This is a genomic window from Rhizobacter sp. (assembly GCA_019635355.1).
Classification (GTDB): domain Bacteria; phylum Pseudomonadota; class Gammaproteobacteria; order Burkholderiales; family Burkholderiaceae_C; genus Rhizobacter.
Map to the genome: position 1 here is coordinate 3237782 of JAHBZQ010000001.1, position 25416 is coordinate 3263197.

General features: G+C 69.4%; 28 protein-coding genes. 8 read left to right on the top strand and 20 right to left on the bottom strand.

What is annotated here, in order from left to right; translation table 11 throughout:
• The first annotated feature begins 102 nt into the window (after positions 1 to 102).
• From KF892_14745 to KF892_14755, 3 genes are read left to right on the top strand one after another with little or no spacing between them, the layout of a single operon-like run.
• Positions 103 to 540: a GNAT family N-acetyltransferase gene (locus KF892_14745; protein MBX3626272.1), complete on the top strand. Its 438-nt coding sequence runs from the start codon at positions 103 to 105 to the stop codon at positions 538 to 540.
• A 13-nt stretch (positions 541 to 553) separates the two neighbouring features.
• Positions 554 to 1027 carry an OsmC family protein gene (locus KF892_14750; GenBank protein MBX3626273.1) on the top strand — a complete coding sequence of 158 codons (474 nt, stop codon included), beginning with the start codon at positions 554 to 556 and terminating at the stop codon, positions 1025 to 1027.
• A gap of 4 nt (positions 1028 to 1031) precedes the next feature.
• A complete protein-coding gene (locus KF892_14755; GenBank protein MBX3626274.1) occupies positions 1032 to 1661 on the top strand; it encodes an FMN-binding negative transcriptional regulator in 630 nt (209 codons plus the stop codon).
• 1 nt (position 1662) lies between these two features.
• Here the strand turns inward: KF892_14755 and KF892_14760 are convergent, their stop codons facing one another.
• A complete protein-coding gene (locus tag KF892_14760; GenBank protein MBX3626275.1) occupies positions 1663 to 2154 on the bottom strand; it encodes a hypothetical protein in 492 nt (163 codons plus the stop codon).
• Between the two features lie 304 nt (positions 2155 to 2458).
• Here KF892_14760 and KF892_14765 point away from each other — a divergent pair, with 304 nt between their 5' ends.
• On the top strand, positions 2459 to 3598 hold the full coding sequence (locus KF892_14765; protein ID MBX3626276.1) for an ABC transporter substrate-binding protein: 1140 nt from the start codon (positions 2459 to 2461) through the stop codon (positions 3596 to 3598).
• A 56-nt stretch (positions 3599 to 3654) separates the two neighbouring features.
• Here KF892_14765 and KF892_14770 read toward each other — a convergent pair whose 3' ends face one another.
• From KF892_14770 to KF892_14835, 14 genes are all read right to left on the bottom strand, one after another.
• Positions 3655 to 4074, bottom strand: a complete 420-nt coding sequence (locus KF892_14770; GenBank protein MBX3626277.1) for a hypothetical protein — start codon at positions 4072 to 4074, stop codon at positions 3655 to 3657.
• Positions 4071 to 4568, bottom strand: a complete 498-nt coding sequence (locus KF892_14775; protein ID MBX3626278.1) for a response regulator — start codon at positions 4566 to 4568, stop codon at positions 4071 to 4073. Before KF892_14775 ends, KF892_14770 begins: the two co-directional genes overlap by 4 nt.
• Entirely contained in the window at positions 4565 to 5773 is a 1209-nt protein-coding gene (locus KF892_14780; protein MBX3626279.1) for a hypothetical protein, read from the bottom strand. Before KF892_14780 ends, KF892_14775 begins: the two co-directional genes overlap by 4 nt.
• Entirely contained in the window at positions 5770 to 6705 is a 936-nt protein-coding gene (locus tag KF892_14785) for a hypothetical protein (GenBank protein MBX3626280.1), read from the bottom strand. The genes KF892_14780 and KF892_14785 overlap by 4 nt, the downstream gene beginning before the upstream one ends.
• A gap of 78 nt (positions 6706 to 6783) precedes the next feature.
• The gene (locus KF892_14790; protein ID MBX3626281.1) at positions 6784 to 7581 is read right to left on the bottom strand and encodes a zinc-dependent peptidase; all 798 of its coding nucleotides are present in this window, start codon (positions 7579 to 7581) and stop codon (positions 6784 to 6786) included.
• A 94-nt stretch (positions 7582 to 7675) separates the two neighbouring features.
• A complete protein-coding gene (locus tag KF892_14795) occupies positions 7676 to 8026 on the bottom strand; it encodes a DUF2845 domain-containing protein (GenBank protein MBX3626282.1) in 351 nt (116 codons plus the stop codon).
• Positions 8027 to 8127: 101 nt separating this feature from the next.
• On the bottom strand, positions 8128 to 8559 hold the full coding sequence (locus tag KF892_14800; protein MBX3626283.1) for a DUF4334 domain-containing protein: 432 nt from the start codon (positions 8557 to 8559) through the stop codon (positions 8128 to 8130).
• A 30-nt stretch (positions 8560 to 8589) separates the two neighbouring features.
• Positions 8590 to 9117: a carboxymuconolactone decarboxylase family protein gene (locus KF892_14805; protein ID MBX3626284.1), complete on the bottom strand. Its 528-nt coding sequence runs from the start codon at positions 9115 to 9117 to the stop codon at positions 8590 to 8592.
• A 10-nt stretch (positions 9118 to 9127) separates the two neighbouring features.
• The gene (locus KF892_14810; GenBank protein MBX3626285.1) at positions 9128 to 9994 is read right to left on the bottom strand and encodes an SDR family oxidoreductase; all 867 of its coding nucleotides are present in this window, start codon (positions 9992 to 9994) and stop codon (positions 9128 to 9130) included.
• Positions 9991 to 10653 carry a 3-oxoacid CoA-transferase subunit B gene (locus tag KF892_14815; GenBank protein MBX3626286.1) on the bottom strand — a complete coding sequence of 221 codons (663 nt, stop codon included), beginning with the start codon at positions 10651 to 10653 and terminating at the stop codon, positions 9991 to 9993. The genes KF892_14810 and KF892_14815 overlap by 4 nt, the downstream gene beginning before the upstream one ends.
• The gene (locus KF892_14820; GenBank protein MBX3626287.1) at positions 10650 to 11342 is read right to left on the bottom strand and encodes a 3-oxoacid CoA-transferase subunit A; all 693 of its coding nucleotides are present in this window, start codon (positions 11340 to 11342) and stop codon (positions 10650 to 10652) included. Before KF892_14820 ends, KF892_14815 begins: the two co-directional genes overlap by 4 nt.
• Before the next feature lie 3 nt (positions 11343 to 11345).
• Positions 11346 to 11558: an acetyl-CoA carboxylase biotin carboxyl carrier protein subunit gene (locus KF892_14825; protein MBX3626288.1), complete on the bottom strand. Its 213-nt coding sequence runs from the start codon at positions 11556 to 11558 to the stop codon at positions 11346 to 11348.
• Positions 11559 to 11660: 102 nt separating this feature from the next.
• On the bottom strand, positions 11661 to 13214 hold the full coding sequence (locus tag KF892_14830) for a methylmalonyl-CoA carboxyltransferase (protein MBX3626289.1): 1554 nt from the start codon (positions 13212 to 13214) through the stop codon (positions 11661 to 11663).
• Complete coding sequence (locus KF892_14835; protein MBX3626290.1) at positions 13211 to 14200, bottom strand: tripartite tricarboxylate transporter substrate binding protein; 990 nt, start codon at positions 14198 to 14200, stop codon at positions 13211 to 13213. The genes KF892_14830 and KF892_14835 overlap by 4 nt, the downstream gene beginning before the upstream one ends.
• Before the next feature lie 155 nt (positions 14201 to 14355).
• On the opposite strand from KF892_14835, the gene KF892_14840 reads away from it, so the two are divergent.
• Positions 14356 to 15243: a helix-turn-helix domain-containing protein gene (locus tag KF892_14840; protein ID MBX3626291.1), complete on the top strand. Its 888-nt coding sequence runs from the start codon at positions 14356 to 14358 to the stop codon at positions 15241 to 15243.
• Between the two features lie 6 nt (positions 15244 to 15249).
• On the opposite strand, the gene KF892_14845 is transcribed toward KF892_14840, so the two are convergent.
• On the bottom strand, positions 15250 to 16038 hold the full coding sequence (locus KF892_14845) for an alpha/beta hydrolase (GenBank protein MBX3626292.1): 789 nt from the start codon (positions 16036 to 16038) through the stop codon (positions 15250 to 15252).
• A 145-nt stretch (positions 16039 to 16183) separates the two neighbouring features.
• On the opposite strand from KF892_14845, the gene KF892_14850 reads away from it, so the two are divergent.
• Positions 16184 to 16969: an SDR family oxidoreductase gene (locus KF892_14850; protein ID MBX3626293.1), complete on the top strand. Its 786-nt coding sequence runs from the start codon at positions 16184 to 16186 to the stop codon at positions 16967 to 16969.
• Between the two features lie 739 nt (positions 16970 to 17708).
• Here KF892_14850 and KF892_14855 read toward each other — a convergent pair.
• The 3 genes from KF892_14855 to KF892_14865 form a co-directional block, all read right to left on the bottom strand.
• Entirely contained in the window at positions 17709 to 20954 is a 3246-nt protein-coding gene (locus KF892_14855) for a PAS domain S-box protein (protein ID MBX3626294.1), read from the bottom strand.
• Between the two features lie 77 nt (positions 20955 to 21031).
• The gene (pyrF, locus tag KF892_14860) at positions 21032 to 21877 is read right to left on the bottom strand and encodes an orotidine-5'-phosphate decarboxylase (protein ID MBX3626295.1); all 846 of its coding nucleotides are present in this window, start codon (positions 21875 to 21877) and stop codon (positions 21032 to 21034) included.
• Between the two features lie 38 nt (positions 21878 to 21915).
• On the bottom strand, positions 21916 to 22794 hold the full coding sequence (locus KF892_14865) for a LysR family transcriptional regulator (GenBank protein ID MBX3626296.1): 879 nt from the start codon (positions 22792 to 22794) through the stop codon (positions 21916 to 21918).
• Positions 22795 to 22872: 78 nt separating this feature from the next.
• Here KF892_14865 and KF892_14870 point away from each other — a divergent pair, with 78 nt between their 5' ends.
• Both KF892_14870 and gstA read left to right on the top strand, forming a co-directional pair.
• Positions 22873 to 23289, top strand: coding sequence for a DoxX family protein (locus tag KF892_14870; protein MBX3626297.1), 417 nt, complete (start codon positions 22873 to 22875; stop codon positions 23287 to 23289).
• Between the two features lie 30 nt (positions 23290 to 23319).
• Entirely contained in the window at positions 23320 to 23928 is a 609-nt protein-coding gene (gstA, locus tag KF892_14875; GenBank protein MBX3626298.1) for a glutathione transferase GstA, read from the top strand.
• On the opposite strand, the gene purB is transcribed toward gstA, so the two are convergent.
• Positions 23929 to 25320, bottom strand: coding sequence for an adenylosuccinate lyase (purB, locus tag KF892_14880; GenBank protein MBX3626299.1), 1392 nt, complete (start codon positions 25318 to 25320; stop codon positions 23929 to 23931).
• Positions 25321 to 25416: the final 96 nt, after the last annotated feature.

The window sequence follows — 25416 nt, forward strand, 5'->3', positions numbered from 1 at the left end:
GCACGGCGCGATTGGCTCCGGCACCCTGCGGGAATTGGCCCCTGTTGGTGGCGCGCAGCCCTCTACGATCAGGAGCCAATCCACTCCCTGACCGTGCGCGCCATGACGCTCCAGATCGCCCCGCTGGCCCCCGAAGACCGCCTGCCCTGGGAGACGCTCGCCCGCGGCTACAAGACCTTCTACAAGACCGAGGCCACGCCCGAGCAGTACGAGACCGCGTGGCAGCGCCTGCTCAAGCGTGACGAGGTCTACGGCCTGGGCGCGAAGCTCGGCGGCCGGCTGGTGGGCATCGCCCACCACCTCTTCCACACCGGCGTGTGGGCCCCGCGCTACTGCTACCTGCAAGACCTCTTCGTCGCGCCGGAGCAGCGCGGGCGCGGCGTGGCTCGGGCCCTGATCCACGCGGTGGCCGCCGCGGCACGCGAGCGCGGCGCCCAGCGCTATTACTGGCTCACCCAGGAGCACAACCACACGGCGCGCACGCTGTACGACAAGGTGGCCCAATTCCAGGGCTTCATCCGTTACGACTTCCCCCTCTGACCCGGAGCACCCCATGGCCGATCACGTCTACACCGCCACCACCGTCTGGCAGCGCGGCGACGCGCCCTTCAGCGACAAGCGCTACAGCCGGCGCCACGAGATCCATTTCGATGGCGGGCACGTGCTGCCGGCGTCGTCGTCCCCGCTGTCGGTGCGGGTGCCGTACTCCGACGCCGCGGCCGTCGACCCGGAAGAGAGCTTCATCGGCTCGATCTCCAGCTGCCACCTGCTGTGGTTCCTCGACATCGCCTGCCGCGCCGGCTTCGTGGTCGACGGCTACCGCGACGAGGCGGTGGGCGTGATGGAGCCCAACGCCGAGGGCCGCGTGGCGATCACGCGCGTCACGCTGCGGCCGGCTGTGCGCTTTGCGGGCAAGCAACCCACAAAAGAAGAGCACGAGCACCTGCACCACCGCGCGCATGAAGAGTGCTTCATCGCCAACTCGGTGAAGAGCGAGATCCTCTGCGAACCCACCATCGAGCGTTGAGCCCATGTACACCCCGAGCCACTTCGACGAGACGCGGCCCGAGCCGCTGCAGCAGCTGCTGCACGACCACCCGCTGGGCCTCCTGATCACGCACGGTGCCAACGGGTTGGACGCCAACCCCCTGCCCTTCCTGTACGACGCGCAGCCCGGTGGCGCCGGGGTGCTCACCGCCCACGTGGCCCGCGCCAACCCGGTCTGGAAAGACGCCGCCGACAGCGATGTGCTTGTCGTCTTCCAGGGCCCGCAGGCCTACATCTCACCCAGCTGGTACCCGAGCAAAGCCGAGAACGGCAAGGCGGTGCCGACCTGGAACTACATCGTGGTACAGGCGCGCGGCCGGCTCGTGGTGCGAGACGACGTGGAATGGCTGCGCCGCCTCGTCACCCGGCTCACGCTGCGGCATGAATCGACGCAGGCCGTGCCGTGGCAGGTGAGCGATGCGCCGGCCGACTACCTCGACGCGATGCTGCGCGGCATCGTGGGCCTCGAGATCCCGCTCACCTCGCTGCGCGGCAAATGGAAGATGAGCCAGAACCACCCGGCCGCCAACCGCGAAGGGGTGGCCCGCGGCCTGCGCACGCAGGGCGCCGCGGCGGGCGCGGTGGCCGACTGGGTGGAGAAGGCGGCGCGCTGAATCAGAAGCCGGGCGTGGGCGCGGCGCTGCTGCGCAGCGCCAGCTCGGTCTTGCGCGAGCTGTCGGGCGAGAGCGTCAGCTGCGAGTGTTCGCCGCGCGAGACCAGCTCGCCCCGCGCGTCGGTCGCCTTGCGGCCCCAGGTGGCGTTGAGGCCACGGCGTGCATCGGGGCGGCCGTAGGCACGCTCGACTTCGGCGGCCAGCGCCTTTGCGCCCACCGCCGCTTCGAGCCGCACGGTGTAGAGGCGGTCGTTCACGAAGCAGTAGTGCACCGCCTTGAGTTCGGTGTCGCCGAAAAGCAGGTTCTCGTTGGCGCGCTGGTAGCAGGTCAGCTCGCCTTCGCGCGACACGACCGTCGCATCGGGCCCGAGCCGCTCGGCTTCGGCACCCCACTCGACGCCGCGGAAGCCGCGCAGCTGGAAGGCCTGCGCGCCCACGGCGGCGAGCACGAGAGAAAACGCGATCAGGCGGGCGGCAGTGCGTGCGGTCTTCATGGCGTCAAGGCTCCGTGTGCTGCGGTGAGGCCAGTGTCTTGGGGCGCTGCGGGCTGTGTCAATTCGTAAACGACTGATACAACGCGTCGTCATTGCGCACAAATTCGCGCTCGATCCGCGTCTGAAGTGACGTTGTGCGTCACTTCACGAACCGCAGCTGCAACCGAAATGCAGCGACCGTATCAATCTGTACACAACCCTCAACCGTGAAAAAAGTCGGCCGAGAACCCGTCACCCCACCCGTCCTCCGCGGACGGACGGCAGTTCTTTCTCAGGTCCACTGTTCTAGCTAGGGAGAGTTGAAATGAAGCGCAGACACCTCGTGATCGGCAGCCCCGCCATCGTCGCCGGCAGCATGCTCGGCCCCTGGGCGGCCAGCCGCGCCGCCAACGGCCCGGTCATCAAGTTCGGTCAATCGGCCTCGCTGAGCGGCGGCCAGGCCAGCTACGGCAAGGACATCCGCGACGGCATCACCGCCGCCTTCGCCGCGGCCTCGGCCGTGCCGGGCAGCCCGCGCTTCGAACTCGTGACGCTGGACGACGGTGGCGTGAAAGACCGCTGCATCCAGAACGTGAACACGCTCGTCGAAGGTGGCGTGTCGGCCATCGTCGGCCTCACCAACGGCATCGCGGCCGAGGCCTGCGTGCCGCTGGCCAACAAGGAACAGATGGCACTGCTGGGCACGGCCAGCGGCAACATGGGCCTGCGCACCGGCGTGTCGGGCGGGGTGTTCCATGTGCGCGCCGGCTACGACCTCGAATACAAGCGCATGGCGAACTACATCAAGGAGTTCGGCATGCGCCGCATCGGCTACGTGTACCTGAAAGACACCTCGCCGGCCAACCTGGCGGTGATGACGCAGGCGCTCAACGCGGTGCAGATCACACCGACGGTGTCGATCGCGATCGAACGCGCCGGCACCAACTTCGAAGACGTGGCCGCCTCGCTGCTGGCCGCGAAAGTCGACATCGTGCTGATCTCGGCCAACGCCGGCCCGGTGGCCACCATCATCGACCACATGTCGAACGCGAAGTACCCGGGGCTCTTCTACGCCTCGTCGTATGCCGGCCAGGGGCTGATGGACACGCTCACCGCGCGCAAGCAGAGCTGCATCATGAGCATGGTGGTGCCGCGCCCGAACTCGGGTGCCGCCAACGTGGTGAGCCGCGCCAAGCAGGACTTCGCCGCGTTCGGCGGTGAGGCCAAGCTCGGCATCACCACGCTCGAGGGCTACATCGCCGGCCGCACCGCCATCGAAGCGGCGCGTGCCGCACTCAAGGTGAGCGGTGGCGAGCGGGTGAGCCGTGCGCGCCTGAAGGAATCGATCGCCGGCCTGCGCACCGACCTCGGTGGCTACCGCGTGGAGTTCGCACCCGGCGTGACGCAGGGCTCGCAGTACGTCGACCTGATCGCGATCGACCGCTACGGGCGCCTGGTCGGCTAAGAGGAGTCATTCCCCTGGCCGATGGGGTCCATCGGCCGGGGAGGCGTCATCGCACGTCAGTCGCGGTCCTTGCCGTGGCCCTTGCCATGGCCCTTGCCCGGGTGCTTGTCCTTCGGACCGCCGCGGCCATGCTCGTGCTCGTAGCGCTCGCGCACCCAGCTTTCCTTGACGAAGTACACCTGCTGCCCGCACGCGTTGTAGCGGCGGCAGTGCTTGCGCCAGTTCTTCTGGTGGCCGGGCGGCACGTAGAGGTACACCGGCTGCGCCGGCACCACGACGGCCGGCTGCGCGATCACCACCGGCCGTGCGTAGACCACGGGCGGGGGCGGCATGTTGCCGATGTCGATGCGGCCGTAGACACCCGGCTGCGCCACCTGCACCGACACACCCACGCTGGTCTGCGCCGAGGCGGCGCCGCCGCATGCCAGGGCCGCAACGGCGGCCGCGAGGCCCAAGAGATTCGAAAACTGCTTCATGACACTGCTCCGTGAACAAAGGCACCCTGGGGTCGTGTGCCGCCGTGGCGGGCCAGCACGTCGGCCAGGGCGCGGGCCGAGAAAGGTTTGAGGATCACATCATCCATCCCCGCCGCGCGGTAGGCCTCGCATTCGGTGCTCATCGCGCTCGCCGTGACGGCGACGATGGGCGTGCGCATGCGATGGTGCTCGCGCTCCCACTGGCGGATTTGCCGCGTGGCCTCGATGCCGTTGGCCACCGGCATCAGGTAGTCCATCAGCACCAGCGTGTAGCCCCCGGCCTTCACCGCCGCGACGGCCTGCTCGCCATCGGTGACGAGCGTGGCGTCGACGCCGTGGTGGTCGAGCATCAGCGTGAGCAGCAGCGCCTGCACCGGGTCGTCTTCCACCACCAGCACGTGGGTGCGGCGGCTGCCGGCGATGAAGGTCGGAGCGTCGTGGCGCTCGTGCCAGAGCGGCGCCCGGCGTGGCGAGGGGTTGAGGTCGGTCTTCATCGTTCGAATCGAATGGAATCGGCGTGGATCCGCACGCCGCCCGAGGGCAGGCCGCGCACCTCGAGCCGGGCGCCGACCGCGAGATCGCCGGCGCTGCCGGCGGCGAAGCGGGTGCTGCCGTCCCAGGCGACGGTGACGCCGCGCAGCACCAGGGTCTGCGCGCCGAAGTCGATCGACTCGACCGCCCCGTGCAGCTCGAACTCCTGCCGGCCGCCGCGCTTGAAGTCGACCACGCTGGCCACCAGCACTCCGGCCCGCATGACCCCTTCGACCTCCACGCGCTCGCCATCGGCCAGGTCGGCCAGCGTGCCGTGGCGCACGCTCACGCCGGGGCCGCTCGCGTCCACCGGCAAGCCGGCCACACGGAAACTGGCGCTGCTGGCATAGCCACTCACGAAGCCCTCGAGTTCGGCCTCGTCGTCGTCGGGGAACTGGCGCTGCGCGCTGTGCACCGAGCTCGCCACCCAGCGCCCCGACACCGGCGTGGTGTTGAGGCTCACCCGCACCGACAGCCCGTCGGCGAGCGTCGGCAGCGAGGCCGGGGCCACGCTGCCGTAGTCGATGAGCGCAGCCCCGATCGCGAAGGTGCGCACCGGCGGGCCCTGCAGGGCGCTGATGCGGCCACGCAGCGTGTACTGCGCCAGCGACGCGCGCCGCTCGATGCGCGTGGCGGTGTAGCGGCCCGCGCTCGGGTCGTAGAAGCCGTGCACCGCCGCCAGCTGGCCCGCCAGCACGTCGGCGAGGCCAGCGGCATAACCGTCGAAGAGCGTGTCGGCGTCGACGAGCACCGTCTGGCCCAGTACCACGAGCGTCGAGCCCGGCACGTCGACCGACTCCACCGGCCCCGCGATCTCATGGCCGAACTGGATCTGCCGCGCCGTGCCCTGGCCGGAGTTGCCGCGCAGCCGGCCCTGCACCTCGACGACCATGCCCAGGCGCAGGTCGCTGCGCGGGTGCATCACACCGTCGTCGTCGATGACGATCGCCTGGCCGTCGTCGAAGCGCAGGCCGTTGACGATCACCGAGCCGAAGCCGCTCAGGCGGCCGGAGGTGGTGCTCGGGTCTTCCACGGTCTGGCCGGTGCCGCCGCTGTCGACCCCGCCGCAACCGGGCAGCACCGCGGCCAGCAGCAGGAGGGCCAGCACGGCCGCCAGCGAAAGCGCGGCGGTGGTGGATGAGGACGCCGTGAACCGCAGGCGCTTCATGGGCTGCTCCTTCGTGCGGCCTTGCGGGCGGCAGCGCGCCGCGGGGCCTTCTCGGTCTCGTCAGGTGGGGAGGCGTCGGGCGCGGCGGCGGCACCGTCTTGCATCGGTGCGTGGTAGCCGTAGAGGCCCACGCGCAGGCGCTGGTCTTGCGGGCGGCCGTTCGCGGCGTCATCGTCGATCGCCTGTTGCAGCACGGGCGCCAGCGCCCGCAGCAGGTGCTGCCATTGCTCGCGGATCAGCGGCTGCAGCCGCTGCACCGATTCGGCCGAGAGTTCGTCGGCAAACACGGCCTGCTCCAGGTGCAGCGGCTTGGGCGCGAGCACGTTGGCCACCGCGGCACGCAGGTGGTCGCCCACGTTGCTGGCCACGAAGCCGAGCATGCGCGGCTCGTCTCCAGCGGGGGTGAAACGTTCGAGCAGGAGTTCGACCCGGTCGGTCGACTCGTCGAGCCGCGCGAGCCCCAGGCGGCTCAGCTCTTCGAGCAGGCTGCGCGGGTGCACGTCTTTCGTGACCGACTGGGCCAGGGCCTCGAAGCTGGCCCCGGCGCCCTGGCGCGGCAGCGAGGTCTGCTCGCGCCAGGCCGGGTCGCTGAGCCAACGGGTGAAGACCTGGGTGGCCGGCGTGCGCTTGGCAGTGAGCACAGGCTCTCGCTGCAGCAGTCGATTCACCTCGCGCCGGTGCAGGCCGGTGGCGGTGCTGACCCGGCTCACCGCCCGGTGCGGCGTCACATCGGGGTGGGCGGCGAGGGCGGCGTCGACGAAGGCGCCGCGCAGCAGCTCGTCAATGTCGGCGTGGTGCAGGCCGCGGGCGATCGCCAGTTCGGCCAGCGGCCTCAGCAGCGCGCGGCAGGCGGCCAGCACCGCCGACGCGTCGGGCGCGGAGGGCGGAGTGGCAGGCGGCGGGGTGAGGTCGTCGAGGAACAATGCGTGCACGGACGGGCCACGGGAAGGCCGACTCTACCTGAATGTGCTTTTTGCACATTCATGGGTTTGTCCGGGGTCGGCCCTCGGTCACGACCAGGACAGCGGGTTCAGCCGGTAGCAGCGCGCGAGCTCGTCATACAGCGCGGGGTGCCGCTCGGCCAGCGCCTGCGGCTGCTCGAAGAAGACCTCGCTCGCCACCGCGAAGAACTCGGCCGGGTGGGTGGCGCCATAGGGGTTGAGCAGCGTCGGCATGCCGCCCTCGACGGCCGACTGCAGCTGCGCGAACTCGGCCGTCATCACCTGCGCCCAGCATTCGCGCGCGCGGCGGCCGGGCACGTGCGGGGCGCCGTTGGCAGCACCGTTTTCCTGGTCGAGCTGGTGCGCGAACTCGTGGATCACCACGTTCTGCCCATCGCCCGGCGAGGCGGCGCCGTCGAGCGTGTCTTGCCACGACAGGATCACCTGGCCCTGCGACCACGACTCGCCCGAGAGCGCGAGCCGCTGCTCCTGCAGCACACCGCTGCCATCGGCATGCACCCGGTCGACGGCAAAGGCGCCGGGGTAGACCAGCACCTGCCGCAACAACGGGTAATACGCCGGCCGCCGCCGGTTGAGCAGCAGCAGGCAGGCCTGCGCCGCGATGGTGATGCGCATCTCGTCGGTGACCGTGAGGCCAGCGCAGCCGATGAAGGGCTTCTCGGCCACGAACACCTGGATGTGCTTCTTCAGCTGCAGCTGCAGGTCAGCCGGCAGGTGCCGCACATAGGGCACTCGGCGGCGCAGGATCTCGCGCCAGGCCTGTGGAAACGGCTGGCGGCGTACACGCGCACGCCGCAGCGCCACCCACAGCGGCTGGCCGGCGAACCAGGCCACGAGCAGCGCCATCACACCGAAGGCGACAAAGAGGGTCACGCGCGGGCCTTTGAAGCGGGGAGACCTGCCAGTTGAGGCCCCGGCCCGCCGGTTTCAAGTCACCGCCCTACTTCACCCGATCGCCATAGGAGATGGCCGCGAGCCGGCCCGACTCGAAGCGCAGGGTGGTCATGAACTGGCCTCGCCCGGGGTTGTAGGTCCACTCGTCGACGGTCTCGCAGGGCGTCACGTTGACGATGGTCGTGCCGCCTGGGGCCGGGGTCGGCGTCTGCGCGACGGGCTTGCAGAACGACTCGCGGTGCACCGGCTCGCCGCATTTCTGCAGAACCGAGGCCTTGCCCTCGCCGACGTTGGCGAGGTCGTTCTTGCAGCGCATCGATTGCGCCTGGCTGTGCGTTGCCGTCAACGCGGCGACGGCCGCCAGCACGAGGGCGGCCTGGTCACGGGGGCTCATCATGAGGGGCTCCGGTTGGGCGTGGGCGATGCGCCGGATCATCGCGCCGGCGCCCCCGGGCCGTCATGGCCGCTCTGTAAAGCCCAGGCAAAGATGCCTGTCGTTCACTCGCGGGTGAGGTGGAAGAAGAAGTCCAGCGGCTTCCCCTTGATGTCGCCGAGGCCGATGATCACGTTGTCGGTGACCTTGCGGAAGTAATCCATGATCGGCTGCTTGTCGTAGATCAGCGCGGCCGACACCACGCCGTTGTGCGCCACCTCGCGCAGCTGCGCGAAGCCGAGCTTGTCGTAGGAATAGATGGAGCCGTCTTCGGCGCGACACATCAGCGGGTCGACGTGCTCGCGCGAGACGAAGCGCTTGCCGTACCACTTGATCGGGTCGGGGTCCTTGCCGCCGTCGAACTTGCCGCCGCGCCACATGCCGATGATCTCGGCGGCGCTGATGGGCTTGAGCTGGTCGAAGAGGGGCATCAGCATCGAGGCCGGGTAGGCGGCCTTGGTGGCGATCATCTCCAGCAGTTGGGTCTCTGCACTCATGTTGTCTCCCTTGAAGGTTGGTTGAAGAAGCTATTCAGGCGTGAGGTCGAGCGCCACGAGGAAGCGCGACACCATGTTGTAGGACGAGATCACCGCGATCAGCTCGACGAGGTGGGTGTCGTTGGCGAGCGCCGCACGCGCCGCGGCGAAGGTGGCATCGGCCACTTTCACGTCGCGTGTCATCTCCACCGTGAGTTGCAGTGCGGCCCGCTCGGTGGCGTTGAAGCGCGAGGCGTCGATCGCCGGCAGCTTGCGCAAAGCCTCGAGCTGCGCGGGCGTGCCACCCGCGTCGAGAAAGGGCTGGCTGTGGTGGTGGAACTCGTACTCCGCACCGTTGAGCACCGCCACGCCCAGCATGCCGATCTCGCGCAGCAAGGGCGACAGCGACAGCTCGGTGCGCACGCGACCCATCATCAAGCCCCAGCCGGTGGCGAACGGGGTGCTGTAGAGCAGCAGCCGGTCGAGCTCGGCGAGCCGGCCGCCACGGCGTTTGCGGATCGCTTCGACCAGCTCGGGCGGGCCGGCCTCTTCGTCGGTGATGCAGGGAATGCGGGGCATGGTCTTCCTTTCAGCGCAGCTGCAGGCCGGTGATGCCGCCGTCGGCCACGATCACCTGGGCGTTGACGAACGAAGCCTCGTGCGAGAGGAGGAAGAGTGTGGCGTAGCCCACCTCCCACGCCGTGCCTTCGCGGCCGAAGGGCAGGCGTTGCGCCGCGCGGGCCGGGCGGCGGGCGCTGGCGTTGCGGCCGAGCGGGGTGTCGATGGGGCCGGGGGCGAGCACGTTGGCGCGCACGCCGAGCGCTTCGCCTTCGAGGGCCACGTGGCGACACAGCCCGGCGAGCGCGGCCTTTGAGGTGTCATACGACGGGATGCGCGTGCCGGGGCGCAGGCTCGCCGTCGACGAGATGAAGACGATGGCGCTGCCGGGTGCCAGCACCGGCAGGCCGGCTCGGCAGAAAAGCATGTGGGCGCGCAGGTTGACGGCCATCGCGGCGTCCCACGCGTCGGGCGTCTGGCCGGCCAGCAGCGGCGGGCCGCCGATGCCGACGTTGATGACCAGGCCGTCGAGCTTTCCCATCGCCGCCAGGCTCTCCTGCACCGCACGCTCGATGTCGGGCGGCTGCGCCACGTCGGCGATCACGGGAAAGGCCTGGCCGCCTTCGCGCTGGATCAGGTCGACCGTCGCCTGCGCCGCCGCGGCATCGCGGTCGAGGCAGGCCACGTGCGCGCCTTCGCGCGCGAGCAGCACCGCGATGGCGCGGCCATTGCCGGTGGGCGGCGACGGGTCGTCGGGCACCACCTGCTGGCCGGCGCCGACCACGAGCACCGAGCGGCCCTGCATGCGCCCGCGCGCGGGGGCGCGGCCCAGGGTTTCGTCGAAGACGTGGCGGGCGGGGTCGGGCTGCGTGAGGCCGCGGGCGGGAAGATCGCTCATCGTCTGTCGTGTGTTGAGAGGGCGTTCGTCAATCGTGCATCCGTCAAGGCCTGCAGTCCATCAAAGTCCAGCCCCGGCACGATCTCGCGCACCCGCAGCTCGCCGGCGTCAACGTCGATCACCGCGAGGTCGGTGTACACGCGGTCCACCACGCCGCGGCCGGTGAGCGGGTAGCTGCACTCGCGCACGAGCTTCGGGCGGCCTTGCTTGTCGACGTGCTCCATCACCACGAACATGCGGCGAGCGCCCACGGCGAGGTCCATCGCGCCGCCGACCGCCGGGATGGCGCCGGGGGCGCCGGTGTCCCAGTTGGCGAGGTCGCCGTTCTGCGACACCTGGAAGCCGCCGAGCACGGTGAGGTCGAGGTGGCCGCCGCGCATCATCGCGAACGAGAGCACATGGTCGAAGAGCGCTGCGCCGGGCAGGAGCGTGACCTGCTCCTTGCTCGCGTTGATGAGGCTCACGTCGGTGATCTGCGCCGGCCCCGGGCCCATGCCGAGGATGCCGTTCTCGCTGTGCAGGATGACCTCGCGTTCGGTCGGCAGGCACTTCGCGATCAGCGTGGGGATGCCGATGCCGAGGTTCACATACGAACCGTCGGGGATGTCCTGCGCCACGCGCTGGGCCATCTGCATGCGTGTCAACGGTGTATGACTCATATCCACGGCTCGTGACGGCATTGCACCACCCGCTGCACGAAGATCCCGGGCAGCATCACCTGCTCGGGCGCGATGGCACCGAGCGGCACGATCTCTTCCACCTGCACCACCGTCGTCTTCGCGGCGGTGGCCATCACGTGGCCGAAGTTGCGCTCGGCGTTCTTGAAGACGAGGTTGCCGTGGCGGTCGGCGGCCTGCGCTTTCACGAAGGCGAAGTCGCCGTGCAGCGGGTGTTCGAGCACGTAGCCGATGCCGTCGATCACGCGTGCCTCCTTGCCTTCGGCGAGCGGCGTGCCATACGACACCGGCGTGAAGAAGGGCCCGATGCCGGCGCCGGCTGCGCGCAGCCGCTCGGCGATGGTGCCCTGCGGCACGCATTCGAGTTCGACACGCCCCGCGTGGTAGGCCTCGGCCAGCGCCTGCGCACTCGGCCGCGCCGGGTTGGCCGAGCGCGCATACGAGGTGATCACCTTGCGCACACGCCCGGCTTCGATCAGCTGGCTCAGGCCCCTGGGCCCATTGCCGCCGTTGTTGTTGACGACCACGAGATCGCGCGCGCCCTGTTCGAGCAGCGCGCACAGGAGCTCCTGCGGCACGCCCGAGACGCCGAAGCCGCCCACGAGCAGCGTGGCGCCGTCGTGCACGCCGCGCACGGCGTCGGCCAAGGTGGCGACGGTCTTGTCGAGCATCGCTTACGAGAGCGCGATGACCGCCTGGCCTTCGCTGATCTCGTCGCCCTCGGCCACCAGCACGCGGGCAACGACGCCGGAAGTCTCGGCTTCGAGCGGGATCTCCATCTTCATCGACTCGATGAGCATCAGCGACATGCTGGGCGTGACGGCATCGCCTTCGGCGACGAGGACCGACAGCACGCGGCCGGTGAGGGGGGATTCGATCTGGGGCATGGCAGTGTCTTGAAAGTGGCAGGGCCGCTCAGGCTGAGGTATCGAAGCCCGGCACGGTCGGCGCGGCCCTTCGATACCTCAGGCTGAGCGGGTGGTGCTCGTTCACGGGCGGAAGGCGAATCGCGTCACGCCGGCCACGCGCAAGGGCGCCGCGAGGTTGGCGAACTCGACGGCCAGCTTGCGCGTGTCGGCCGGGTCGACGATGTCTTCGACCACAAAGGCCTCGGCGCTGCGGAAGGGCGAGGTCAGGCCGCGCACTCGGTCCTCGATCTCGGCGCGCTTGGCCTCGGGGTCGGCGGCGCCTTCGATCTCGGCCTTGTAGGCGACTTCGAGGCCACCCTCGATGGGCAGCGAGCCCCATTGCGCCGAGGGCCACGCATAGCGGAAGGCAAAACGCTCCGGGTGCTGGTGCGAGGCCGCGGCCACGCCGAAGGCCTTGCGCAGGATGAAGCTGCACCAGGGCACCGTCGTCTGCGACAAGGCCGTGAGCGCGCGCACGCCGGCCCGCATCACGCCTTCCTCTTCGGCTTCGAGGCCGATGCGGAAGCCCGGGATGTCGACGAAGTTGATGACCGGCAGGTGGAAGAGCTCGGCGAAATCGATGAAGCGGGTGTACTTCTCGGCGCTCAGCCGGTCGAACGCACCGCCGTAGTGATACGGGTCGCTCGCGATCACCGCCACCGGCCAGCCGTCGAGGCGCGCGAGGCCCGTGGCGATGGCACGGCCCCAGTGGCGGCCGATCTCCATGAAGCTGCCAGCATCGACCACCGATTCCACGATGCTGCGCACCTTGTAGACGGCGCGCGGGTTCTTCGGGATCGCGTTGCGCAGCAGGGTGGGATCGCTCGCCTGCTCGCGTCCCACGTCGCTGCGAGGCGGCAACCCGTGCACCGACGACGGCAGGTAGGAGAGGAAGCGCCGCGCCCGCGCAAAGCCCTCGGCCTCGCTCGCCACCTCGTCGTCGACGACGCCGTTGCGGGTGTGGATGTGGCTGCCGCCGAGTTCGTTCTTGCCGATCTTCTGGCCGGTGCGCTCCACCACCGGCGGGCCGGCGACGAAGACCTGCGAGATGTCTTTCACCATCAACGAGTAGTGCGCCGCCGAGACACGCGCCGCGCCCATGCCGGCCACCGAGCCGAGGCCGAGCGACACCACCGGCACGGTGGCCAGGTTGCGCGCGATGTAGGGCCAGGCCTTGAGCTTCGGGAGCAGCGTGTGGCCCTTGAGCTCGATGTTCTTCACCGAGCCGCCACCGCCGGTGCCGTCGACCAGGCGGATCAGCGGCAGCTTCAGGTCGTGCGCCATCTGCTCGGCGACGATGAGCTTGTCGCCCACCGCGCCATCGTTGGCGCCGCCGCGCACGGTGAAGTCGTCACCGACCACCACCACCGACCGCTGCGCCACCTGCGCGCGGCCCATCAGCACGTTGGACGGGGTGAAGTCCTTCAGCTGCCCCCGCTCGTCGTACTGGCCGCTGCCGGCCAGGCCGCCGACCTCGATGAACGAACCGTCGTCCACGAGCGCCGCGATGCGCTCGCGCACCGGCAGCTTGCCGTTGTCGCGGTGCCGCTTGAGCTTCTCGTCGCCGCCCATGCGCGCGGCAAGCTGCTGGCGCTTCGCCAGTTCATCGAGTTCGGCCTGCCAGGGAGAGCTCATTCCTTCAGCTCGATGTTGGAGCGCTTGATGATCTCGGCGTACTGCGCCGTCTCGCTCTTGATGCGCGCGGCAAAGTCTTTCGGCCCCAGCGCCAGGATGTTCCCCTGCTGCGCGAGCAGGGCGCGGGTGGCCGGGTCTTCGGTGGCAGCCTTCATCGCATCGGCCAGCACCTTCACCACCGCAGGCGGCGTGTTCGCCGGCACGAAGGCGCCCACCCAGAACGAGATGTCGTAGCCCGGATAACCCTGCTCGGCGATGCTCGGCACCTCGGGCAGGTCGCGCCAGCGCTGCGCCGACGAGACCGCGATCGCGCGCAGCTTGCCGGCCTTGATCTGCTGCATCGCGGCCGGGTTGTCGAAGGCGGCGTCGACCTCCTTGCCGAGCAAGGCGAGCTGCGCCGGCGCCGAGCCCTTGTAGGGCACGTGCGTGATCTTCATGCCCGACTGCTGCGCGAGCAGCTCCATGCTCAGCTGCGTGAGATTGCCGATGCCGGCCGAGCCGTAGGCGAGCGAATTCGCCTTCGCGGCCTTCACGAAGTCGGGCACGTTCATCACCTTGGCCGTCGTGTCCTTCTCGGGGTTGACGGTCAGGATGAAGGGCACCGACACCACCAGCGACACCGGCGCGAGGTCGCGCTCCACGTCGTAGGCCATCTTCTTGCCGTAGAGCAGCGGGTTGACGGTGATGGTGCTGGAGTTGCTCACGAGCACGGTGTAGCCGTCGGCGGGCGAGCGGGCGAGTTCGCTCGCCGCGAGCATGCCGTTGGCGCCGGTGCGGTTGTCGACGGTGACCGGCTGGCCGAGCTTCGTCTTCAGGTGCTCGGCCACGATGCGCGCCACGGTGTCGATCGAGCTGCCGGGGCTGAAGCCCACCACGAAGCGGATCGGCTTGGCCGGGTAGCCCTGCGCCTGCGCGGGGGCGGCACCCACCGCGGCGCACAGCACCGCGGCGAGGCAAAGAGCTCTTCTGGCCTTGCGAGGGGTCATCGGTTCGCCTCCTGTGAATTCCGGTGGGCCCGGTGAATTCCGCGAGTTCTGTTGAATGGAACTCATGGTCCGTTTTTTCAGTATCCGAACCAGCCGGCCGGCAGGTCAATAGGGATCACCCGAGGAACGGTCGACCCCTTTGCTGCCGCACACTGATGCCACAAAGAGAATCGAAATTCCACTTAGCAGAACACCCTCCGTGCCTCACCACGCGGGTGTATTCGGAGGTCTCCGTGTCCCATGTCTTGACGCCCCCCACCGCCACCACCCCCGTGGCGCCCGCTCCTGCCGTGCTCGCGCACGACACGCCCACCGTGGCCCCTCCGCCCTCGGCCCCGGCCGACGGTGTGGCCGCGGTGGACCGTGCGCTGTCGATCGCCACCACGCTGGCCCGCGCCAGCGCGCCGCTCACGCTCGCGGAACTCGCGCGCCGCACCGGCATGTACAAGAGCACGCTGCTGCGCCTGCTGGCCTCGCTGGCGCGCGCCGGCCTCGTCGTGCACCGCAGCGACAAGCGCTACGCACTCGGGCCGCTGGCCTTCCTCTTCGGCCGCTCGTTCGAGCAGACCTACGGGCTCAAGGAGGGCGTGCAACCGGTGCTCGAATGGCTGGTGAGCAAGGGCACCGAAAGCCCGTCGTTCCACGTGCGGCACGGCAAGGATTCGCGCCTGTGCCTCTTCCGCATCGACTCGGCCCATTCCACGCTCGACCGCGTGCGCGCCGGCGACGTGCTGCCGCTCAACCGCGGCGCGGCCGGCAAGGTGCTGCAGGCATTTGCCGGTGGCCTCAACGTGGCCGGCGACACGCCGCTCTTGCACAACTCCTTCGGCGAGCGTGACCCGCTGTGCGGTGCGGTGGCCGCGCCGGTGTTCGGCCCGGCTGGCATCCTGCTGGGCGCGCTGTCGCTGTCGGGGCCGCTCGAGCGCTTCTCGGACCTCGCCGTGCAGCGCATGAACTCGCTGCTCTTCACTGCCGCCGAAACCGCCACACGCACGCTGGGCGGCCAGTGGCCGGTGACCTCGGGGCAACGGCTGGCCGGCTGAGGCCGCTCAGGGCGCGGTGACGAAAGCCGTCACCGCCGCCACCACCTCGGGCGCCTGCAGGATGCGCCGGTGGCCAAGGCCCTCGAGCCGCAGGAACTGCGCCGGCCCGGCCCACTTCGCATGGCTGGCCTCGGCATCGGCGATCGGCACCACACGGTCGTCGGCCGAGTGGGCGAAGAGCACCGGCTGCTGCAAACCCGCAGCGCGGCGGGGCGTGGAGATCGCGTGCACGTCGACACCCATCTCGCGCAACACCTGCAGCATCTGCTCCGTCTGCTCGGGTGACAGGCCGGCCTGCGCCGCGAAGCCCTTCGCATACATCGCATAACGCGCCGGCGCCGAGATCAGCGCAAGCCGCTGCGCCGGCAGGCCGAGCGCCACCGCCTCCACCGTGACCGCCGTGCCGATGGAGTGCGCCACCACCGCGTGCAGCGGGCCCAGCGCGTCCTGAGCTGCGACGAACGCCCGCGCCGAGCCCGGGATGGAGGTGCGCTCGCCCGCCGAATCGCCGTGCGCCGGCAGGTTGACGGCCATCACCTTGTGGCCGGCCGCCAGCAGCGGCGGCGCAAACGCGGCGAGGTCGCTGGCCTTGCCGTCCCAGCCATGCAGCAAGAGCACCGCCGGCCCGTCGCCCCACTCGGCCACGGCCAGCGCGCCGCTTGGGCTGTCGATCAGCCGACGGCGCGCGCCGGGCAGGAAATCAAGCGACGGCGCCTTGGCAAGCGGCGAGGGCGTGAGAAAGGCCAGCGCCGCGCGCGCGATGGCAGGGTCGACGGTCAAGGTGGTGTCGCTCATGGGCTTCTCCTTTACATGATGATCATCATACTAAAGCAGAACGGCGTCGCCTGCACGACACCCTTGCCTCGGGATCGCACCGGGGCCGGGTGGCCGCGCCTGCGCCTATGCTTGGCGATTTGGAAACATCGGTACGGAGCACCCCATGAAACGTCTTGAAGGCAAATCCGCCGTCGTCACCGGCGCCGCCAGCGGCATCGGCCGCGCCACCGCCAAGCTTTTTGCCGAGCAGGGCGCCAAGGTGGTCGCTGTCGACCGCGCCCCTGAAGTCGAGGCCACCGTCGCCGACATCCGCGCGGCCGGCGGCACCGCCCTCGCGCTCGTGCGCGACACCTCGCAGGAGGAGGCGGTCGCCGACTACATCGAAACCGCAGTACGCCAGCACGGCGGGCTCGACGTGTGTTTCGCCAACGCCGGCGTGAGCGGCGGCATGCGCGCCTTCGACGAGTGGACGGTGGAGGAATGGAACCGCATCCTCTCGATCAACCTGGTCGGGACGTTTCTCGCGATCAAGTACGCCACCCGCGTGATGGTGCCGGCCGGGCACGGCTCGATCATCTGCACCGCGTCGGTGGCCGGGCTGCGCTCCGGGGCGGGCGGGCCGCCGTACAGCGCCAGCAAGGCGGGCGTGATCAGCCTGGTGCAGACGAGTGCGAACCAGTTTGGCGGCACCGGGGTGCGGATCAATGCGATCTGCCCGGGGTTGATCGAGACCGGGATGACGAAGCCGGTGTTCGAGCGGGCGCGCGAGCGGGGGACCGAGAACAAGATCGGGCAGCTGAACCCGCTGCGGCGTGGGGGCTTGCCACATGAGATTGCGTATGCGGCGCTGTTTCTGGTGAGCGATGAGGCGTCTTATGTGAATGGGCAGGCGATTCCGGTGGATGGGGGGTTGTCGTCTTCGTTGCCGGTGGTGCCGCCTCGGATGTGAATTTCACTGCGTGGCTGCTTGCCGGGTCTCGCCCCGGCGGGCGAGTTACTTCTTTTGCTTCGCCAAAAGAAGTAACCAAGAAAAGGCGACCCGACGGTGGCGGTCCGGCCGGAGGCCGGACTGCTCTGCGGTGCTCGGGCTCGAGGGGCCGCGCCGAACTCACTTCGCGCCCGCAGGGCGCTACGTTCAGACAGGCGGCGCGAAGTCAGTTGTTGATGCGCGCTGACGCGCGCGCCCCTCAAGCCCTGCGCTCCTCGACGCCACCCACGGGAAGCGGTGCGATACGGCTCGCTTCGCATCGCCTCATTCCCCACCCCCGTTCGCCCTGAGCTTGTCGAAGGGCCGGTGCCATGCGCTGGCTTCGACAGGCTCAGCCCGAACGGTGAGGGAGGTGAGGGTGATCCAGCACGAGGCGAAGCGAGCCGAGAGTACGAGGCCAGCGAAGCTGGCGAGGGTTTCCCGGGGCCCTTGAGAGCCGTCGAGCAGCGCAGGGCTTTGTGGGGCGCGCGTCAGCGCGCTTTGTGAACTGACTTCGGGCAGCTGTTTGAGCGCAGCGGCCAACGGCCGCGTAGCGAGTTCTGCCCGACCCACAAAGACCGAGCAGCGCAGAGCAGTCGGCCCTAGGCCGACCGGCGAACGGGGTGCCCTTTCTTTTGGTTCCTTTTCTTTGGGCAAGCAAAGAAAAGGGACTCGCCTGCCGGGGCGAAATCCCGGCAAAGCCGCCACGCAGTGAACCCCTTCACCCAAGAGCCCGAATCAACGCCACCCTCAACTTGTGCACATCAATCGGCTTCGTCAAAAAATCATTCATCCCCGAAGCCAACGCCTCCTCCCGCTCGGACACAAGCGCCGCAGCCGTCAAAGCGATGATCGGCAACTCCTCCGGGGAGTACAGACACCGCAGCTGACGCGCCGCCTCATGCCCGCTCAAGCGCGGCATCTGCACATCCATCAACACCACATGGAACGGCCGCTGCGCCGCCTGCGCCCGCTCCACCGCGGCCACGCCCTCGGCGCCATCGGCCGCCTGCGTCACCTCCACGCCCCACTGCTCCAGCATGGCCACGCCGATCATCATGTTGACCGGGTTGTCTTCCACCAGCAGCACGCGCAGGCCTTCGAGGCGCTGGATGTCCTCGGCCTCCACGCGGGGGTCGATCACCGGCAGGTCCGTCGGCGGCAAGGGCAACTCGGCCCAGAAGCGGCTGCCGATGCCGGGGGTGCTGTCGACGCCCACCGCGCCATCCATCAGCTCCGCGAGCTCCTTGCAGATCGAGAGCCCGAGGCCGGTGCCGCCGAAACGCCGCGTCGTTGAATCGTCGGCCTGCGTGAACGGCTGGAAGAGGCGCTTCTGCGTGGCGGTGTCGATGCCCGGGCCGGTGTCGCTGACCGTGAAGCGCACCTGCCCGGCACGCGCGGTGTGGGACGACATCGTCACCTCCAGCCGCACCTCGCCGCGCTCGGTGAACTTCAAACCGTTGGTGATGTAGTTGCTCAGGATCTGCCGCAGCCGCACCGGGTCACCCAGCACCGTGGCCGGCACCTCGGGCGATATCTCGAGATGCAGCTGCAGCGAGCGGGCCGTGGCGAGCGACTGGTAGGCGTGGTGCACGGCCTTCAGCAGGTGCCGCAGATTGAAGGGCACGGCCTCGATGCTGAACTTGCCGGCCTCGATCTTCGACAGGTCGAGGATGTCGCTGATGATCCCCGAGAGGCTTTGCGCGCTGTCCTGGATCTGCTCCAGGTACTGCATGCGCCGCTGCTCGTCGACACCCTTTTGCATCGCAAGGCTCGCCAGGCCCAGCAGGCCGTTGAGCGGCGTGCGGATCTCGTGGCTCGTGTTGGCGAGGAAGGCGCTCTTGGCGCGGCTCGCCGCTTCGGCCACGTCGCGCGCCGCAGCGAGCGCCTGCTCGATCTGGCGCCGCTCGGTCACGTCTTCGGCAATCCAGATGGTGCCGCCCATGCTCGGGTGGCCGGGGTCGACGACCTGCGCGAGCAGGCGGCACCAGAAGAGCGTGCCGTCGTGGCGCAGCATCTGGCGTTCGATCTCGACCGGCTTGCCCTCCGAGAGCAGCGGCCCGGCGATGCGGCCGACCTCGGCATAGTCGTCTTCGGTGGCCCACACCACCGCGCCGGGCTTGCCGATCAGCTCGCCGCTGGCCCAGCCGAACATGCGCTCGAAGCTCGGGTTGGCCTGCAGGAAGCGCTGGTTGCGCGTGAGCGCGATGCCGATCGACGCGTTCTTGAGAATCGCCTCGTGCTCCAGGCGCGTGCGCTGGATCTCGGTCACGTCGCGGCCGTTGACCACGAGGTAGTCGCGCCCGTCCATCGAGAAGCGGCCGGCCGACATCATCAGCGTGACCGGCGCGCCCGACTTGTGCACGAAGAGCGTCTCCACTTCGTTGACGCCGCCGTGCGCCAGCAGCTCGGCCACCATCTTCTTGCGGTCGGCCGGCTCGTACCAGATGCCGAGTTCCAGCGCGCTCTTGCCGACGACCTCGCCCGCGCTGTAGCCGAACATGCGCGTGAAGCTCTCGTTGACCATCACGTAGACGCCGGTCTCCATGTCGCTGAGCGTGATGAAGTCGGGGCTGGTGGCGAAGAGGTGCGACAGCATCGCCTGCGAGCGGCGCAGTTGCGCCTCGGTGCTCACACGCTCGGTCACGTCGTAATACATCGACAGCAAGGCCGTGCCGTCGCTGGTGCTCACGCGCGAGCCGCTGGCCTGTACCGTGAGGCGCCGGCCGTCGATCGCCTGCAGCTGGAACTCGGCCAGATCCAGGGTCTTGCCGATGGGGTAGCTGTTGAGCATGCAGATGCGGTCGTGCAGCAGCCCACGCTGCGGCACCGGGTAGAGCTGCTCGAGGTTGAAGCCGCCCATGGCCTCGGGGCTGGCAAAGCCGAAGAGGCGCGCCGCGGCTTCGTTGGCGAGCATGGTGATGCCGCCGCGGTGCAGCACCAGCGGCGTGGGCGACATCGCAAACAGCTCGCGGTAGCGCGTCTCGCTGGCGCGGTGCGCTTCGCGCGCCTGCACCTCGGGCGTGATGTCGCGGCCCACGCCCCAGTAGCCACGGAACTTGCCGTCCTCGTCGTGCCGGGGTCGCCCGCTCACGCTGAAGTGCAGCATGCGGCCCGAGGGCGAGCGGTAGCGCACCGGCAGGTCGCTGAAGGGGCGGTGCGCCTCGAGGTCCTGGCGGTGCAGGTCAAGCGCGATCGGGTCCATGTCGAGCTGCGAGCTCTCCCAGGGGCGCTGGCCGATGCGCGCTTCGGCGGCCGGGCCGGCGCTCGCGTGCACGTGGGTGTCGATGCGCTTGAAGCGCAGGTCGGCGTCGAGCTCCCAGTACCAGTCGGCGGCGATGGCGAGCAGGTTGCGGAACCGCTGCTGGCGCTCTTCGGCGTCGCGCATGGCGCGGTTGATCATGCGCGACATCTGCGTGCCGGTCACCACCGCAGAGGCGAGCAGCATCAGATGCGCGATCACGTGCAGCGCGGTCGGGTTTCGCTGCAGCGCGAGGCCGCCCTGCAGCAGCCCGGCCGACTCGGCCCAGGTGAGGGCGAGCACCGCCGCCACGCAGCCGAGCGCGAGCACCAGGCCGGCCCTCAGGCTGGTGAGCACGGTCACCAGGCACACCATGAGCCCGAAGAAGCCGAGGCTCAGGCTGCGCACCCCTTCACCGACCCCGACCGCGGTGAGCGTGACCACGGTCACGCCGCTCCAGCCCACCACCAGCATCACCGTCGACAGCGGTGCACGGCGCAGCAGCACCATGGAGAGCGCGAAGACGAGGGCCAGCACCGAACACACCGTGACCAGCATGGCCCGCATGCCCGGCTCGAGGGTGAGGCCGAGCAGCCCATAGGCCGCCGCACCGACCAGCGACATGCCGCAGCCCAGCCCGAAGAACAGGCGGGCGATGGTGGCATTGAGGCCGTCGCGCGTGGCAGCGGCGGCGCTTCCCTCGGACGTGTCGTGTACTTCTGTCATGCGGCAGCCTGGGCACGCTCAGGCGCCACGGCCAGCCGCAAGTGTCCCGCGCTCTGCACGGGCGTGCGATGGGTGGTTTACCCGGCTGCGGAGGATGACCGTGCGGCATTTAACGCCGCACGCGTCTGCACCGCCACGGCCCGCGCGGCGCTCGCGAAGTCGTCGCCCGACGAGGCGTAGAGCACCGCCCGCGAGGAGTTGACGACGATGGTGCCGCCGGGCTTGAAGCCGGCCTTCACCGTGGCCACGGCATCACCGCCTTGCGCGCCGACCCCGGGGATCAGCAGCGGCAGCGTGGGCGCGAGTTCGCGCACGCGGGCGATCTCGCTGGGGAAGGTCGCGCCCACCACCAGGCCGAGCTGGCCGGTGGTGTTCCACGGGCCTTGTGCGAGCTTGGCGACGTGCTCGTACAGCAGGTCGCCCGCTTTTCCATCTGAGCTCGCCAACTTCTGCGCCTGCAGGTCGGAGCCGCCGGGGTTGGACGTGCGGCACAGGAGGATCAGCCCCTTGCCGCTGTAGCGCAGCCAAGGCTCGAGGGAGTCGAAGCCCATGAAGGGCGAGAGCGTGACGGCATCGGCCTGGTAGCGCTCGAAGGCTTCGCGTGCGTACTGCTCGGCGGTGGAGCCGATGTCGCCGCGCTTGGCATCAAGGATCACCGGCACGCCAGGCGCCACGCGCTTGATGTGGGCCATCAGGCGCTCGAGCTGGTCTTCGGCGCGGTTGCCGGCGAAGTAGGCGATCTGCGGCTTGAAGGCGCAGGCCAGGTCTTTGGTCGCATCGACGATCGCGGCGCAGAAGTCGTAGATGCGACCGGGGTCGCCCTTCCACTTGGTGGGGAACTTGCCCGGCTCGGGGTCGAGGCCCACGCAGAGCAGGGAATCGTTGCCACGCTGAGCGGCGGCGAGCTGGTCGGTGAATTTCATGAGGAGCGGATTTTAGGGAGCGGAGCGGACGGTCGACATCAAAGAGCGATGTGCTCGGCAAGGTGCGACGCCACGGTGGCAATGCGCCGCAGGTGGCGCGACTCGGGGTGCGTGAGCAGCCAGAGCTGCACGTCGCACTCAGGCACGGGCTCGCTCACCTGCATGACGTCGTTGCGATCTCGGGCCAGGAAGACGGGCACCAAGCCCACGCCCAAGCCAGCCACCACCGCGTCGAACACGGCCTGCACGCTGTTGACGCACAGCACCGGCTCGGCACGCGGGAAGTGCTTGCGGCGCCAGCGGACCGAGGGGTGGTCGGGCATCGCGTCGTCGACGCTGATCCACGCTGCGGTGCTCAGGTCGACCGCGCGCGCACGCCGGCCCGCAGGCTTGGGCGCGAACACCGCGTTGCGGACCGTGCCGAGCTCGCGGCCCACCACGTGCGGCGGCGGCTTGGCGGTGGCCCGCAGGGCGATGTCGGCCTCGCGTTGCGTGAGGTTGGCGAGCTCGTTGCGCGCAGTGATGTCGAGCCGCAGGCCGGGGTGGGCTTCGTGCAGGGGCTTGAGCACCGGCATCAAGAGGCCTTTGAGCAACGTGTCGGCCGTGGCGATGCGCACCACGCCGCTCACCGCGCCGGCATCGAGCCGCGCCTCGGCCCGCGCCGCTTCCAGCTCGGCCTCGATGCGCTCGGCGTGGTGGGCGAGGCGCTGGCCGAGTTCGGTCGGCTGGTAGCCGCTGCGCGAGCGCTCGAAGAGCCGCTGGCCCAGCGCCTTCTCGGCGCGCTGCACGGTGCGAAAGACGGTGGATCCGTCGACGCCCGCGAGCTGCGCCGCCGCGGCGAGGTTGCCGCCGCGCACCAGCGCCAGCAGCACCGCCAGCTCGGCCGCGCCGAGAGTCGATTGCATGGATGCATTCATCGCTTGTCGATCTGCCTATTTCAACTGCACCCCCGCAATCATAGATTTCGCTCCGTCATCACTCAACGGAGCTTTTCCATGACCCCTTCCACCTCCCTCGGCCTGCTCTTGCTGCGCGTCGCCCTCGGCACGATGTGGATCGCCCACGCACTGCTCAAGCTCATCGTCTTCACGCTGCCCGGCACGGCGCAGTTCTTCGAGTCCATCGGCCTGCCCGGTGTGCTGGCCTACCCGGTGTTCGCCGCCGAGCTGCTGGGCGGCATCGCCCTGCTGGCGGGTGTGTACGCCCGCCAGGTCTCGCTGCTGCTGGTGCCGGTGCTGCTGGCCGCCGCCTGGGTACACCTGCCCAACGGCTGGCTGCACACCAGCACCGGCGGCGGCTGGGAGTACCCGGTGTTCCTCGCCGCCGCCTCGCTCGTGCACTGGCTGCTCGGCGATGGCGACTACAGCGTGAAGCGCAGCCCCTTCCTCACCCTCGGCGCCTCGCGCGCCTGATCATTCCTCAACCCTGAAAGGACTTGAACCATGAAGCTCTACCACGCCCCCGGTGCCTGCTCGCTCGCCGTCCACATCGCCTTGCGCGAAGCCGGCCAGGCCTTCGACCTGGTGAAGGTCGACCTCGCGAAGCACACGCTCGACGACGGCCGCAACTACTTCGACCTCTCGCCGCGCGGCTACGTGCCGATGCTCGAGTTCGACGACGGCAGCCGCCACACCGAAGCGGCCGCGCTGCTGGCGCACATCGCCGACCAGGATGCCGACTTCACGCTCATCGGCGCACCGCGCAGCGAGCGCCGCCTGCAGGTGACGCAATGGCTCGCCTTCGTGGCGAGCGAGCTGCACAAGGCCTTCAGCCCCTGGCTGTGGCACAAGGAAACGGCCGACTCGACGAAGCAGGCCGTGCGCGAGAAGCTCGCCACGCGCTTCGCCGAACTCGACCGCCACCTCGCCTCACGCGAGTACCTGGCCGGCGAGTTCAGCGTGGCCGACGCCTATGCGTTCACGATCGTGAACTGGTCGAACTTCCTCGGCCTGCCGCTGTCGGACGTGCCGAACCTGAAGCGCTACCTCGCCCGTGTGGCAGCGCGCCCGCAGGTGCAGGCGGCGCTGAAGGCCGAAGGCCTGGCGGGTTGATCAAGCGCCCGAGCTGATCCCACCATCGATGCGCCCGGCCAGCGCCGCCGCCTGGCCGGTGTAGCTGCCGGGCGTCATCGCCATCAGGCGGGTCTTCTCGCTCTCGGGGATTTCGAGCGTGCCGATGAAGGCCTGGATGTCCTCGCGCGTGATGGCCTTGCCGCGCGTCAGCTCCTTCAGGCGCTCATACGGGTTGGGCAGCTTGTAGCGGCGCATCACGGTCTGGATGGGCTCGGCCAAGACTTCCCAGGCCGAGTCGAGGTCGGCGGCGAGCGCCTCGCGGTTGACTTCGAGCTTGCCGAGGCCCTTCAGCAGGCTGTCGTAGCCGAGCACCGCGTAGCCGATGGCCACGCCCATGTTGCGCAGCACCGTGCTGTCGGTCAGATCCCGCTGCCAGCGGCTGATGGGGAGCTTCTGGCTCAGGTGGCTGAGCAGCGCGTTGGCGAGGCCGAAGTTGCCCTCGGCGTTCTCGAAGTCGATCGGGTTGACCTTGTGCGGCATGGTCGACGAGCCGATCTCGCCCGCCTTGGTGCGCTGCTTGAAGTAGCCGAGGCTGATGTAACCCCAGACGTCGCGCGACCAGTCGATGAGGATGGTGTTGGTGCGGGTGACCGCATCGAACAGCTCGGCCATGTAATCGTGCGGCTCGATCTGGATGGTGTAGGGGTTGAACTCCAGGCCGAGCTGCTTCTCGATGACCTTGCGGCTGAAGGACTCCCAGTCGAAGTCGGGGTAGGCCGACAGGTGGGCGTTGTAGTTGCCGACGGCACCGTTCATCTTGGCGAGCAGCTTCACGCCGGCGATGCGCGCGCGGGCGTGCTGCAGGCGGGCCACCACGTTGGCGACCTCCTTGCCCACCGTCGTGGGGCTGGCGGTCTGGCCGTGGGTGCGCGCGAGCATGGGCACGTCGGCCAGGTCTTTCGCGAGCGTGGTGAGCGCGCCGATGATCTTGTCGAGCGTGGGCAAGAGCACGTCTTGCCGCGCGGCCTTGAGCATCAAGCCGTGGCTCGTGTTGTTGATGTCTTCGCTGGTGCAGGCGAAGTGAACGAACTCCGACGCCGCCTTGAGCTCGGCGCTGTTCTCGAAGCGGCTCTTGAGCCAGTACTCCACCGCCTTCACGTCGTGGTTGGTGGTCTTCTCGATCTCCTTGATGGCCTGCGCATCGGCCTCGGAGAAGCGCGTGACGAGCCCGCGCAGCAGGCCGCGGCCGGCGCCGGTGAGCGGCTTGAACTCGGCGAAGCCGGCATCCGAGAGCGCGATGAACCACTCCACTTCCACCTGCACCCGGCGGTGCATCAGGCCGAACTCGGACAGGAGGCCTCGCAGCGGCCCCATGCGAGAGGCGTAGCGGCCGTCGAGCGGCGAGAGGGCGGTGAGGGAGCTGAGGTTCATGACGACAGGCCGGGCGTCGAGGCGCCGGAAAAGCTGGAGGGAAGAGCAGCCCGCGATTTTAGGCGGGTGCGCTATCGTCGCGCGTCTTTTGCTGAC